At 36.9% G+C, this 15079-nt stretch carries 8 protein-coding genes and 1 pseudogene; 7 read left to right on the top strand and 2 right to left on the bottom strand.

Going from position 1 to position 15079, the window contains the following annotated elements; all coding sequences use genetic code 11:
- Positions 1 to 92 precede the first annotated feature (92 nt).
- The 6 genes from DSM106972_RS32605 to DSM106972_RS32580 all read left to right on the top strand — a co-directional run bounded on the left by DSM106972_RS32605 (position 93) and on the right by DSM106972_RS32580 (position 9660).
- Complete coding sequence (locus DSM106972_RS32605) at positions 93 to 1319, top strand: glycosyltransferase family 4 protein (RefSeq protein WP_127084594.1); 1227 nt, start codon at positions 93 to 95, stop codon at positions 1317 to 1319.
- Positions 1320 to 1686: 367 nt separating this feature from the next.
- A complete protein-coding gene (locus tag DSM106972_RS32600) occupies positions 1687 to 3207 on the top strand; it encodes a permuted SH3 domain-containing protein (protein ID WP_233787408.1) in 1521 nt (506 codons plus the stop codon).
- The gene (locus DSM106972_RS32595) at positions 3207 to 4586 is read left to right on the top strand and encodes a tetratricopeptide repeat protein (RefSeq protein ID WP_127084593.1); all 1380 of its coding nucleotides are present in this window, start codon (positions 3207 to 3209) and stop codon (positions 4584 to 4586) included. Before DSM106972_RS32600 ends, DSM106972_RS32595 begins: the two co-directional genes overlap by 1 nt.
- A gap of 6 nt (positions 4587 to 4592) precedes the next feature.
- Positions 4593 to 7868 carry a glycosyltransferase family 39 protein gene (locus DSM106972_RS32590; RefSeq protein ID WP_127084592.1) on the top strand — a complete coding sequence of 1092 codons (3276 nt, stop codon included), beginning with the start codon at positions 4593 to 4595 and terminating at the stop codon, positions 7866 to 7868.
- Positions 7869 to 8846 (top strand): lysylphosphatidylglycerol synthase transmembrane domain-containing protein, encoded by a 978-nt coding sequence (locus tag DSM106972_RS32585; RefSeq protein WP_233787407.1) that lies wholly within the window; start codon positions 7869 to 7871, stop codon positions 8844 to 8846. It begins immediately after the preceding gene.
- 28 nt (positions 8847 to 8874) lie between these two features.
- Entirely contained in the window at positions 8875 to 9660 is a 786-nt protein-coding gene (locus DSM106972_RS32580; protein ID WP_233787406.1) for a class I SAM-dependent methyltransferase, read from the top strand.
- 70 nt (positions 9661 to 9730) lie between these two features.
- Here the strand turns inward: DSM106972_RS32580 and DSM106972_RS32575 are convergent, their stop codons facing one another.
- Positions 9731 to 11956: a CBS domain-containing protein gene (locus tag DSM106972_RS32575; RefSeq protein ID WP_127084591.1), complete on the bottom strand. Its 2226-nt coding sequence runs from the start codon at positions 11954 to 11956 to the stop codon at positions 9731 to 9733.
- A gap of 186 nt (positions 11957 to 12142) precedes the next feature.
- A pseudogene (locus tag DSM106972_RS32565) lies at positions 12143 to 12629 on the bottom strand (response regulator); the annotation flags it as partial.
- Positions 12630 to 13804: 1175 nt separating this feature from the next.
- On the opposite strand from DSM106972_RS32565, the gene DSM106972_RS32560 reads away from it, so the two are divergent.
- A complete protein-coding gene (locus DSM106972_RS32560) occupies positions 13805 to 14950 on the top strand; it encodes a hybrid sensor histidine kinase/response regulator (RefSeq protein WP_127084590.1) in 1146 nt (381 codons plus the stop codon).
- The last annotated feature ends 129 nt before the right edge of the window (positions 14951 to 15079 follow it).

Here is a 15079-nt window from a genome sequence, read left to right as displayed (position 1 = left end):
CCAATATTGCTTTACTATCTCTACCTTGTAAAGACAACTTTTACACCATATATCCTTCAAAGTAGCCAAACTTTACGTTTCGATAAAAAATTATGAATCTGGAAAGAAAACATATTCTAGTTGTGACATCAGTCTACCCAGAGACGACTGACGCTAATCATGGCGCCTTTATACGTGAGGCAATTGTGCGCTTACAGCCAACAATCACTAAGTTTACAGTCTTTGCTCCTGCTTATGAAGCTTCTAAAAGTCATGTATTAGATGGCGTTCAAGTTCATCGCTTTCGCTATTGTTTAAAAAAATTTGAAAATCTAGCGCGCGATGGTGCCCCGACTAAATTGCAAAGGCAACCTCTATATATAGTAGTTGCTGCTTTATATATTTTGCTAGGCACAATTCAATTATTTTGGGTGTGCTGTAAACAAAAGCCTGATGTACTCCAGATTCACTGGCCCTTTCCACATGGGTTGATGGCTTTACCCGCAAGTATTTTACTCGGTATTCCGATGATATTTAGTTTCCACGGCGCCGAGTTGATGCTAGCAAACAAATTCGGTTTTGTCGCGCATATTCTGCGGTGGATGTTGCCAATGGCTAAGGTTGTAACAGCTAATTCTTCGTTTACTCGTGCGCTCTTAAGCAAGCTTTATAATGGTGAAGTTAGTATTATTCCATATGGTTTGACAATTGAAGCTAAACCACCACTAAGTAGACCATTCGGTCATGAACCTGTACTTTTGTTTGTAGGAAGGCTCGATGAACGTAAAGGACTACGATATTTGTTAGAGGCTCTACCATTAGTTTTAGCAAAACAAACAGTAAATTTGCGGATTGTTGGTAAAGGACTTCTTGAACAAGAAATTCGCTCGCAGTGTGATGCATTGAATTTGAATAATGTAGTTAAATTCTTAGGTTTTGTCAGCAAGGAAGAATTAGCATCGGAATATGCATCTTGCAATATTTTTGTATTACCTGCGATTGTTGATAGCAAGGGTGATACCGAAGGATTGGGAATTGTGATGATAGAAGCTTTAGCTCATCAAAAGCCAGTAATTGCTAGTGCGGTGGGCGGAATTGTAGATGTGATTCAATCAGGAAAGACGGGTTTGCTAGTACAAGAAAAGAACCCATTAGCTTTGGCAGAAGCGATTTTGACTTTGCTCGTCAATCCAAATCAAGCTCTTGAAATTGGGCGAGCAGGTTTGGCAGATGTTCAAGTTAGATTTAGCTGGGCACGAATTGTACCCCTGTGGCAGCAAGTTTTTACAACAGCTTTGAATACTGGTTTGGCTGGTAAAGGGTCAGAAAGAGCTATTTAATAAGCATTTAAGGTAAATTATTTTTTTATCTAAAAATTTAATTTAACAATTGTTTGTTTTATATGTTTTTATTTAAAGTCAAACAAATCAAACATTTTCTTAATATAATTGTAATAAATTTAAGTATTTACACAGATGGACTTTGAGTGATGAACATTTAAATTTGTATTTGAATCAATTTTTCTAGCGCTCTTATATAATTTGAAAAACTTGTTGCATTCTTTTTCGCTTGTTATGATTTTATTATAAATTTCTAGGAATTATTTAGGAATGCTATATATAAATGTAGCCCTTGGGAGTGGCGAATCTACTGAGTTCTCTACAGAGCCTTTTGAATTCTTCTTAATACTTCTTTTACAGGAATTTTATGATTCAATCCCGTAAACTTCTCTCGCGCAGTATTTTACTTAGTTTGGTGATAGCTCCCATTGGTTTAATAGGAATTCTTTCGGTAAAGGTACTTTTACCAACTCTCAGCGACCCCCAATCTAGGTTTTACTCTTCTGGGTTTGGCTATCCTGCTTTGCAACGTATGGCAGGTAAAGCAATTCAAGTTGATACTGTGACAGTGGCAGCAACAAGTTTAGAAAGTAATGTTGGAGCGCCAGGTGAATCTGTTGCAATGCAACAGGTTGATGTTCGTTCTTTGGTATCGGGTCTTGTACAAAAAGTTTATGCAGCAGAAGGGCAACTTGTGCGTCGGGGTCAACCTTTGCTTGAGTTGCAGCGGGCGCCTTTTCAAGACCAAGTTAATACTGCTAGCAATAACCTTGCTGCTGCTGAAAAAAATTTGAAAGCGTTGCAAAGTACAGTACCAGATAGATTGAAGAACTTAAGAAATAACCTTACCGCATCACTGGCTAGGCTAAATTTTGCTGAAACTAGACTGGCAAAAATTGACTCTTTAGCCGAAAAAGAAATTCAAAACAATGTTGTAGCGGCAGAAGTCAGGTTACAGACAGCACAGCAAAAGCTCAAACAAATTCAGTTTTTAGAACAGCAAGGAGCTATTTCCAAATTTCAGCGCTATGACATGGAAGATATTTATGCGACTCGCAAACGAGAGCTTCTGGCTGCTCAACAAGGAATAATTGGCACTCAGAGTCAGCAATTTGGCAACCAAGATTTCTATATTCAGCGCCGCAACGAATTGATTTCCGCTCAACAGCAACTCGAACTTGCTCAGGCCAATTTAGATCGAGATTTGGCGAATGCTCGCCTTACGCTTGAAAATAGAAGAATAGAATTGCAACAAGCGTTAAGAGATTTGACTCGCACGGTTGTATATGCTAGTACAGATGGCTTAGTAAGTCGAGTCAATATCCACAGTGGAGAAGTTGCAGACGCGCGCAGTCGTGACCCTCTATTAACTCTGACTCAGAATACAGTATTTAAAGCTTACATCGACCAAGCACGACTTGGCGCCGTGAAAATAGGCGATATGGCTACAGTTCGCTTAGTAGCATACCCAGGACAGAGTTTTAGAGGGCAGGTTATCCAACTTAATCCTACTGTCGAAAATCAGACTATTAAAGGAAAAGCAGGAATTGATAGGCAATACACATACTCAGTTTGGATTGCTGTTAATGATTTGAAAATGCCTCCAGGATTACAAGGTTACGTGCAGTTTCAGAAAGGTAAGACTGCTTTAACAATTCCAGAAAGTGCCGTTACACATTTGTCTGCAGGTGAAGGTATGGTAATGGTTGCTCTTGATGGTAAAGCAGTTATCAGGAAAGTTAAGTTTGGTAGAACATTTGGTAATAAACGTGAGGTATTAGTTGGTTTAAAACCAGGAGAACGGGTCGTTCTTAATGCTAGAGCTTTGAATCCCGGCGATAGTATTACTCCTGAATCTGTACAAGTACCGATTGCTGAGGATAAATAATGTTTTTAATTAACGCTTTATTTAATGGAAAAAACTTTCGCTCTTGGCAAGATTGGTTCATTCGAGAGAGAATAGTCCTTTTTATTGGCGCCTTAGTTTTAACATTAGGAGCGACTAATGCTTGGTATCAATTGCCAAACAAGGCTTTAGAAACTTTTGGAACCAATATTAATTTTTATAAAATTGGAGAATTACTTGCAGGAATCTTAGCAATTCAAGTTTTTAGTTTAACTTTCTGGACTGTTGAACGTGCACTTCCAAGAAAAAGATTTTTAGCGTCTTTAATAATAGTAATGTTGTTTCCTTTTTTTGTTAATACTTGGAATCCACAAGTTAAATTTATTGCATCTGCTTACTACAAACAAGTAGAAAATGTATCGGCTCACGTGGATAATAACTTTTCAGAGGTACAAGCGCGTTGGAAACAGAATATATATTTAGATAAACCAGAAGTACCACCATCAACTTTTGAAATATCAATCTTAGACAGCCGTTTTTTTCAATTGCCATCTTGGGATAAAATTGTACTTGACGGTTTTGGCTATAATAATAGGTTTTTTGCCTTCATTGGTAAAGGCTGGATGTACACTTTAATTGGTATATCTATTAGTTTAATTGGAATATTTTTAGCAAACAATAATAAAAACATTAATAGTTCAACTACAGATTTAAAAATATTCTTAATGTGCGCTGGCTTTTTAGTTAGTCTCATAATATTTTTTCTAATTTACGTAAATATCTTTAACTATCAAATAGACGTTCAATATAGTATAGGCAAGTATTCAAAAGTCGTTGCCAATAGTAAAATTTTGGCATCGTTGTACCCTTCTTTACAAGGTGATGAAGCATTTCTAGAGCGTTTGGCTAGAGCCGAGTATTATGCCGATAAAGTAGAACCAGCTTTGATTAATTTTGTTCAGGGTTTAGAAAATTATAAAAATAGTAGTTTTCAAGAAGCAGAAAATTACTTTAAAAAAGCTTTGGATATTGATAAAAGTAGATTTTTAGTTCGAGGGTATTTAGCATCCTCAATTTTGAATCAAGGTGTAGAGTATTTAAATAGCCCTGGTAATAGAAAGCCTGGAGCCGCAGTAGATTTGTTTGAAAAGGCATTAATAGTTTTTCCCGGACATATCGAAGGGCTTTATGATTTGATGCTGGCTAGAGTTATAAATGGTGAATTTAAAAAATCAGCTGATATTGCTAAAAAAATCATCGAAGGACAGAAATATTTTCAAGAACCAAGAATTGGTTTACTTGGACAAGCTTATTTACATATCGCTTGGGCTGAATATGATAATGGCGATGCAGATAAAACTTGGGAAAGATACCGCCAATCGGTAGATAGCAGTACTTGGAAAAAATCTTCAGTGGACTAATTAAAGATGAAACGGTCTAGTTGGTTGCCATTCGGGCTAATTGTTACTCTCGGACTTTTACTTGGAATGTTGGGGTTTTCGATTTGGGAAAAAACACCTAGCCCTGTTGAACGTGTTGCTTGGGCACCTGAAGCTCAATGGATTGCTCCACAATCACCAACTTACCGTTTTTACGCGCGTCACACGTTTTATTTACCTGATAAAGCCTCGGCAGGTTGGCTGCGAATAAGTGCTGATAATGATTTTACTTTATATGTAAATGGGCGCCAGATCGCGCGGGAAAATAGCGTGCTGAATAATTCTCTTGGTTTAGCTGGTGGTGTTAGAATACCATTTCAAGATTTTAATGATAGTAATCGTTATCGTGTCAAAACTTCAGTAAATTATTTACTAGCTAGTTCCAACGATTGGAAATTAACAGCTTATGTAGACCTGACTTCGTTCTTACGTCCAGGTAAAAATGTTATCGCGCTAGAAATTCAAAAGGGAAAGCAAAATCCGCGCGTAGTCGCTGAGGGTGTTGTTTACCCTGTCGCTGATGTAGCTCCGATTAATTTAACAACGGGAGTAACAGATTGGCGAGTCTCAAATTTGTCAGAAACCCGTCGAGCAGTACAATGGAATGACGTGGGTTTTCCTGATGCTGGTTGGGCACAAGCTAAAATACTTAGTCCTATTCAAGAAGCTACTTATAGCCGATTGAGTAAGAATCTATTTGACCGCCCTTTAGCAGGAAACTGGATTACAGGGACTCCAAGTCAAAAAGGTCAAGTATGGCTGAGAGGAATATGGTTTCTCCCACAAACCCCAATTTCTCATGCTTACATTCGATTTGCTGGTAGAGGGCAGTATTCAGTTTTACTAAATGGTACTTTAGTAAATGATTACAGGACAGAAAGCGGTCAGCAGTTACATTTATTAGAAGTAACAAAGCTTTTACGACCTGGCAATAATATACTAGCCGTAAGTTTGGCTAGTCCTTTAGAAGCGGCAAGAGCAGGTAACAACCAAGTTTACTCAAACGGTTCGGTTGATTGGCTGTTAGATGGATGGGCAGAAACGGATAAAGCAGAGATTGTTACTAGCATTGCAAGCGATAGTACTTGGAGAAGCTTTAACCACTTAACTTCTAATTGGGAAAAAGGAGTGGGTGAAGGGCAAACTGTAACTCTCATGGGTCTACCTGATACAGAACAGTTTCGTCGTAACTTTGAGGGCAATGCCTATTTACTCAATTACCCAAAGTACTTATGGCATCTCAGTCTTTGGCAATTAGCAGGAGTTGTCTGTGCTTTACTTTATGCTTTCTATTTAGGCTTGTGGTTCGGTCGTGAAACAAGTTGGTGTGATACTTTAAGTGTAGGGGCGGCAATACTTACACCTGGAACTTTATTTTTAATTGGTATTGCTCTGCTCAAACATCGCTATGCAGAAGCAGAATCCGGATTGCTATTTGCTCAACCACAAAGCAATTATCTAATCTTGATTGGGTTTACAACTATTTTTCTGCTAACTCTGTTATTGAGTCAAATTAGGAACATATTAGGAAAACTACCTCGTAGGAGTTTATGGTTTTTCTTTGGAGTAGTTGTCGTTACTGGCAATGCTTTAGTTGCAGGAGGAAATGTTATTTTAACTTTGCTTGTTGCCACTGTAATTATCGGTTCTACTAGGTTATGCGTGAAAGGGCAGCAACAAATTAAAGATACATTTACTGTACTTCCAACGGTATTACAATCATCTGGGCAATGGGTTTTATTAGCCTTTATTGTTAGCATTGGTTTCGCACTAAGGGCTTATAATCTCGACACTGTTGACTTAGATGCTGATGAAAATACTTCCCTAGATGCAGCTAGGGGTATTCTTCGCACAGGCGCCCCAATATCGACTTCAGGTATTTGGTATACAAGAGGTCCTTTTTATCAATATCTGTTAGCTTTATGGTTACGTTTAGTTGGAGATTCGGCGGTAAATGCGAGGTTTCTGTCTGTACTCTGGGGTACAGCAACCTTAATTGTAGTTTATATCTTTGCTCGTAAACTCACCGGAAAAGTATGGATTGCTCTATTTGTAACATTAATTTTAGCTATAAATCCTTGGGAGCTTTGGTATTCGCGTAATATTCGCTTTTACCAAGTTCTGCAATGCTTGACTATTCTATCTTTGTGGTCATTCTTTAAAAGTTTTATTGAAAAATCGGGCAAGCTTTATCAATACATATTTTTTGTTTCTCTCACTTTAACTTTACTAACTCAAGAAATTAGTTTAACTATACTACCAGCATTTATTATTGGCTTTTTATACTTCTATCGTCCATTTCAATTATTCAAAGAATGGCAAATTGTAGTCGGTACTGTAATAACTCTATCAGTCTTTATATATTGCCTTGCCTTTTCTTATATCCGACTTTTAACTCCTTTAGCAGCAATATCTGACAGTACATCTGCTTACCTTAAACTGCATTTTTCTGATATAACCGACCTTTTTGCAAATTTTTTATCTGGTTCTGACCGAATGCAAATAATTTATACATTGTTCTTTTTCATTGGTTGTATTTATTTTCTAAAAACTAGAAATACTAAATTATTGTTTTGGTCTATTACTGTAATTATTCAAGTCATGATTGTAACTATTTTATGTTATAATTTAGCAGAACGTTATGTTTACTCTGTTTATCCATTGTTTGTTTTAATTGCGATTTATAGTGCGATAGATATAGCAGAAAGCCAAGGCAATAAAATACAACAATTGCTTGACAATTTGATAAATATACGAGCCATAGCCTTGAGTTTTGCTATTATAATAATAGTTATAAACTTAGAACCATCCAGAGTATTAGCTGCCTATCAGGAGTCTATTAATAGGCGCAATATACAGGTTTTTGAATATCTTATTAATCATAAACAAACAGAGGATGTAGTTATTTCACCTTTACCGTCTTTAGCAGTAGTTAGCTTAGGTAAATTAGACTACTTTTTGATGGGTACTGGTTATTTTGATGCAATTTATTGGCATCAAGGGAAGTTGATTGACCGTTGGGCTGGGGCAGTAGTAGTTACTAATATAGACCAAGTTAATCGTATATTTGAAAAATCAAAACGTGTATGGATTCATTTAGAAGATACTAGAGAAGGTAGATTTAGTCCTGATACTTGGCAATATATGGAAAGCTTAGGTCAGCCAGTAATAGACAGTTTTGGTACTCGTCTACGACTATGGCAACCAGAAAATGGATTACCAAATCGCATACCCAATAATGGGAAAGATTTAGGAGCTTATTAAATGATGAAAATTAAGCCGATTGTAGTTTTAAAAATATTTATTAGTATAGGAATTTTAGCCATTCTTTTCACTAATATAGATATTTCTAAAACTTGGCAACAATTTCAGTCTCTTTCTTTACCCTTTGTTACTTTTGCCCTAATTTACTATACGATTTGTCAATGGTTAAGTTGCTTACGCTGGCAAGTAATTATTCGTTCTACTGGTAAGTATATATCAATAAACAGTCTACTCAGTAGTTATTTTGCTGGAATGTTTTTAAATATATTTCTTCCTGGTTCTTTTGGTGGAGATATATATCGTATTTATCGAATTACCAAAGAAACTCATGACTCAGAAGCAGCACTTGTATCTGTATTTTTAGAGAGATTGACAGGACTTTTTGCTTTGTCTGCTTTAGCTGTATTGGGTTTACCTGCTGCAATTAGAGTAGTGGGGCGTTGGGATGTAATTCTGATATTTTTCGGTTGTGTCGGCGCCTTAGTTGGAGGAGTGATTTTAATTGTTAGCCCTCAGTTATTAATCATAGTAGAGCCATCGCTAAATAAATTTGGTTTGAGAAGTGTAGCCGTGCGCTTCAGTAAAATTCAAATTATTTTAAGGCATTTTGCAAAAGATCGTAGAGCTTTAATTATATCAGTTTTGCTATCATTCCTATTAATGCTCGCTGTCGTCTACTACCATTATTTGGTAGCTACTCAGTTAAAAATCCCTATTTCTTACTTGGAACTTTTAGTTTTTATTCCTATAATTTCAGTTATTACTTTACTGCCGATTTCTTTAGGTGGACTTGGACTAAAAGAAGGATTATGGGTTTACCTGTTCAGCCGAATTGATTTAGCTGTAGAGCAAGCATTATTGTTATCTGTAACTATAACAATGCTAAGTTGGTTTTTATCTCTACCTGGCGGAATCATATTGCTCTTAGATTCTTCTGGATTACAGCATATTAAACAAGCAGATAATTCTAGCAAATAAAAATTATATCATTTCACCAGAGTTCTTTATGAAACGGTCTCTTTTTCTCAAAATCTATCAGTATCTTTTAGAAAGACGTTCTTTATTATTTAAAATGGGAACACCTTTTCTTATACTGCGGGCGCTATGGTATGCAGGTGATAAAGTTTTTTGTCCTTGTTGTGGAAAAGATTTCCAAACGTTTTTACCATTTGGCGCGCAAAAGCGAGATAATGCTATATGTCCAAGATGTTTATCTTTAGAGAGACATCGTTTGTTATGGCTTTATATAAAAAATAAAACCAATTTACTTAGAGAAAATTTAAAAGTTCTTCATGTGGCGCCAGAATACTTACTTGAGAAAGCTATTGCAAATCTGGCTAATATTGATTATTTGAGTGCTGACTTGCAACTTAAACAAGCAATGGTACAAATGGATGTTACAAATATTCAATATCCAGATAATGTATTTGATGTAATCCTGTGCAGTCATGTTCTAGAACATATTCCAAATGATTGGCAAGCAATGTCAGAATTATGCCGAGTCTTAAAACCAGGTGGATGGGCGATTTTGCATGTACCCCTTGACAATAATTTGGCTCAAACGCTTGAAGGCTCTAGTGACTTGTCATCTGAGGAAAGAGAGCGTCTCTTTGGGCATCATGACCATGTGAGAATGTATGGTCTTGACTATAAAGAGAAATTAGAAAAAGCTGGGTTTGCTGTAAAAATTGACAATTACGCACAAGAATTGGGAGTTGAGAAATCTAAAAAATACGGCTTGATCGCAGATGAAAATATATATTTTTGTACTAAATTAGCCTCACCTACCTAGTATACAACGGCAGAAATAAACAGACCATCCCAACCTGGATTTCTCACAAGTAACAAATGGCGCCAACGGTTTAGCTTAAAAAATGTTGAATTGTGGCAGCTAGTTGCTTGAGCTTGACTGGCTTGGTGAGATAGTCATTGGCTCCAGCTTCTAGACATTTTTCCCGATCACCTGGCATCGCAAGAGCGGTCAAGGCGACAATTGGGATATTAACCAGGTTAGGATGACTGCGGATGTGTTTCATCGCTTCTAATCCATCCATTCCTGGCATTTGAATATCCATTAAGATTAAATCAGGCTGCTGGGAATGTGCTAATGCAATCGCTTCTTGACCGTTGTTTGCCAAGATAAGGCGATAACCTTTGGCTTTGAGGTAACTAAAAATGGTGATAATATTGGCTTCATTATCTTCTGTAATCAAAATTAAGGGCGAAGTTGTAACCGCTTCGGAGGTAGTGCTAGTTAACTGAGGAACCAATCTTGGCAAAGGTTCCGGGAATGAAAGCGGCACATCTGGACAGGGAAGATACACCATAAATCGACTGCCCATACCAACTTGACTGCTTACCCCAATGCTACCTCCATGTAGTTCCACAATCCGCTTAACCAGGGATAACCCTAAACCCGTTCCTTGATATTGACGGTTAAGGGCACTATCAATTTGAACAAAAGGCTGAAATAGTTTTTTCAATTCCTCTGAGGCAATGCCAATGCCTGTATCAATTACGGCAAAACGCATTGCATTGTTGGGGGTGGTAGTGCTAGTGGATAATTCAAGGGTTACTTCTAAGGTAACGCTGCCGCCTTCTGGGGTAAATTTTACAGCATTATTAAGCAAATTAATCAACACCTGTCGAATGCGACGTTCGTCGATCAGCAAATCGGGTAGATTAGGCGCCAATTCAAGGTTAAGTTTGAGGCGTTTTTTATAGGCTTGTTGTTTGATAAATAATATACTCGCTTGGCAAAGCGTGCTAATAGAGGTGGGGGCGTATTCAAGTTCAACCTGTCCGGCTTCAATTTTTGCCAAATCTAGGATGTCGTTGATCAACTTGAGTAGGTGAGTAGCACTGTGTTCGATAGTTTGCAATGCTTTTTTTTGTTGTTCGTTGGTGTTGCCAAATACTTCCTCTTGTAAACCTTCCGTCATCCCTAAAATGGCATTTAGGGGTGTGCGGAGTTCGTGGCTCATGTTGGCGAGAAACTCGTCTTTGTGGCGAGTGGCACTGGCAAGTTGCTCGTTAGAAATAGCAAGTTGCTGATTGGTTTCGGTCAGACGGGCTTCTGCTTGCTTACGATCATTTACTTGTTGCTCTAGTTGAATTGTACGATTTTGTAGAAGCTCAATTTTTTCTGCCTCTAATTGCAATATCTTCTTTTCTAAAATATCAGTAAACTTGTATAACTCTAAGGGGTTAAGTGTTTGTAAAAGACTGCTTTGGGTTACAATGCCCAATAATTGCCCTTGAGAACCCGTCACTACTACCCTGCGAATGCGGCGCTGCTCTATAATTTGCTGCGCCATCAACAAGGAATCCTCTGCTTTTACCGTAAAAATTGGCGTACTCATCACTGCGTCTACTGGACAAGTTTCTAAATCCAAATTCAATGCTTGAAACTGCACAAGATCACGTTCTGTGATAATACCTACAGGAATAGGCAATGGTTCTAGCTGTGTCTCCATTTGCTTCTGGTTTTGAATAATAACCACAGAACCGACACGATGCTTCGCCATTAAATGGGCAATTGCGATCATGGAAGTTTCAGGATTAGCACAAATTACAAGAGAACTCATCACCTCTGCCACAAGGCGCAACCGCAATACATCCGCAGGTCCCAAGTTTTGCCGCAAACTCTCATGAGTCACCAATCCCACAAGGAGATCGTCCTCATCAACAATGGGTAAATGACGAATACGATACTGTTGGAGCAGATTAAGTGCAAAAAATATATCCGTGAAAGCTGACGAGCGCAAGGTAATTACGGGATAAGTCATCACCTCACTTATCTTCAAGTCTTGAAGTGGTAGCTTCTGCGCCATGAGACGCACTACATCCCGCTCTGTGAAAATACCTAATACATGATTATCTTCAACAACTAACACACAGCTAGATCGAGCCTCTATATATACATCCAATGGGCTATCAGCTATTGTGGTTGCTAAACAGCTGGTACGGACACCACTCATTTGCGAGATTGCGTCCATCACCGTTGCATTTGGTACAACTACCAACGCATCATTGATGATTACAGATTGCACTTCAGCTTGTGTAAGAACAGATGTATGTGTAAACATATCCTTTTATAATTAAAACTTTTTACTCATGAACAAGCAGCAACAATTATCTGGTTGGACTTTGTAATTTAATTCATCTGCAATGGAATACATAATTTTTAAGCCACGTCCCCTTTCATTTAAAAAAATTAAATATACCAGCTAAAAACTTCAATATTTCAAAGTATAAGTAAAGAATCAAGAAACATGACCTGATACATCCAAAAGGTAAATGGCTAAATTATCATCATCAATCCAATAATAGTCAAAGCTATCACCCTCTAAGTGTGTGGAAGGAAGAAATAACGACTCTGTTGTTACTTTCCCAAATAATGGAGACGGCAAAAGTGACTGTACATATTCAGCAGCTTTCAGGAGTTTGCAAATTTTGCTTGAGTGTGTCAAGTGTCTGCTTCTGGCACTTTAAATCTTCAGGTAGTTGATATAATCTTAATCCTGCACGCGCGCTTTTAGTTTATTCATTTCAATTGGTTTATAAATAAACTCATCCGCCCCAGCATCTAAACCTCGAACTCTATTTTCTGCTTCTCCAGGTTGGGCGAATTTGCTTTGCGTAATAAATCCCCTCTTCACCATTGTTAGTTATCGTTATATCATAACCTTGATTGTCTAAGGTTCGTTTCAGTACGGTTCTAACAATTGGGTCATCATCAATAACTAATATCTTGAACATAAAAAGTTGACTCTCTCATATTTTTAAGCTAATTACTTAATAAATATAAATGATTTAGATAAAAAACCTCACCTTTGCTATAAGCATTTTCCTTATTGGTAAGGAAAAGGGGAGGCAGCAAGCAGAAGGTGAGAAAATTTTATATCAAATGTGTAAGATTGGCTATTTGATAACCTTGTGTTTTAATGCTATCACATACACTTTTTAATCAGTGTATACAAAAATGTTTATTATGTTTATTTTAAACTCTAATTGTTTGTTTTCATAAACAAAACTAAAGCAAAAACTTTGTCTTCGTGAGAATACATTATTAATACTTGTTCAATCAATAAATCTAAATTCCGAATCTTAGTTAGAGAAGATAACATCGTAAACCAAAATAATGCTATAAAACAGTTGCAAAACTTAGCTTACAATGCTGATGTTGCTGCTAACGGGCAAGAAGTATTACAGATGTTAAAGAAAATTTCCTAACTTATATCTTGCACCAGTCCGAGAAACCGGGCTTCTTGAGAAAGATTTTGCTAGAAACCCCTAGTTTTTCGTAAAGAAGCCCGGTTTCTTTGAGCTTGTTGAGAACGGTGCAAGATGTGAGCTAATCTTAAAGGAGCGAGCGCAAATGTTGGAGCTATAAAAATGTACATTGCTGCGGACAAACTAGAAAGATCATCTCAAAAATTGGAATTAGAAGGAAGCAAAAAATTACTCGTTGAGCTAGAAAAGGGTCTTCAACAGATCTAATTACTGTTAAAATCTTTGTAAAGAGGCAAAAATTAAGAGTAAGACACTTCGTAAAAGCGTTTCTATATCACTTATTTAACTCGTGTACGGAGGTAAAAAATCAAGATATTTTTTAGTCATAGGAAAATAATTTTTCGCCTAAAGTATTCAAGATTCATCCATTAATCGCTAAATAGCTATCTACAATTTTAGATATTTTTATATTTAACTCATATTTTTCATTAGTTGTAAAAAGCATATTATTACGAGTCGTACAACAATCTGAAGTAACCTTTAAGAGGCGCCAGTTGCTACTCAAAAGAAGAGAATCATCATAAATCTTAAAGTTAAGAGTTGAAAATTCATGGTAAATATGTAACTGGTATACCAGGGTTATAATTCGTTTTATAACTTAAAACTAAAAAATCAAAGTTTAACTCAAACTTAGATTTGCTATGATTCATGTTTTACTAGTAGAAGACAGCCCTACCGATGCAGAATTGATACAGGAAGTTCTGGAGTACACCCATCAAGCAAAATGGCATGTAAGTCATGTCGAGCGACTTAGTGAGGCAATAGAGCTTTGTACTTTAAAGTTGTCACAGTCGCAACATAAGTTTGATATAGTCATACTAGACCTGCGTCTTCCAGATTCAACAGGACTTGACACTGTTAAAGGCTTCCGCTTTAAGGTTCCAAACATTCCGATTATTGTTTTAACAGGAACAAACGATGAGCAATTAGGACTGCAAGCAATGGTTGAAGGAGCGCAAGATTATTTAGTGAAAAATGAAATTTCTACTAAACAGCTATTGCGTGCAGTTCGTTATGCAATAGAACGAGGTTTAATTCTAAACCAAATACAGCAAAGCGAGTTAAACACGCGCGAAGCGCTGGTTAAAGAACAGGAATTGAATCAGGTCAAATCACAATTTATTTCAATGATTTCCCATGAATTTAGGACTCCAATGAGTACAATTCGTGCGTCTGTTGATCTAATACAGCTTTACTCTGACGAAATTACCTCAGAACAAAATAGTAGATATTTAAAGCGCATAGAAAATGCAATCGAGCAAATGCTAAAACTTTTAGATGAAATACTATTTATCCAGCGCAATGAAGTTGGTCGCGTCAAGTTTCGTCCTCAACCTATAAATTTAGATGTATTTTGCCAAGAAATTATAGATGTTATGCAATTAAGCGTTAGCCAAGAACATCACATCGTTTTTACTGCCTCTGGAGACTATTCTCAAGCTGAAATGGATGAAGAACTACTTAGCTGTATTGTGACAAACTTACTCTCGAATGCGGTTAAGTACTCACCTAAAAATAGCAATATTTATTTTACTCTAAATGGTCAAAATGATACCGTAGTCTTTCAGATACAAGACCAAGGAATTGGGATTCCTGAAAGTGATCAAAATCATTTATTTGAAAATTTTTACCGTGCGAGTAATGTGCGTGGGATTCAAGGTACTGGTTTAGGACTGGCAATCGTGAAAAGATGCGTCGAATTACACCAGGGTAGTATCAAAATAACAAGCGCAGTCGGCGCCGGCACAACGGTAGTGGTAACTTTGCCCTTATATTCTGAATCATAATCCTTGCGGAAGTATAAGTTAAATACTATTTATTTAGAAAAAAATAAATTATTTTTTATGTTTGATTTGATTGTTTTGGTTGATTTAACATCAATGTTAAAAATATTTTCAGTATTTATACGCAAGATA

Source organism: Dulcicalothrix desertica PCC 7102 (assembly GCF_003991905.1).
GTDB lineage: Bacteria > Cyanobacteriota > Cyanobacteriia > Cyanobacteriales > Nostocaceae > Dulcicalothrix > Dulcicalothrix desertica.
The sequence above is the reverse complement of the archived record's forward strand: the minus strand, read 5'-3'. Positions and strand labels throughout refer to the sequence as shown.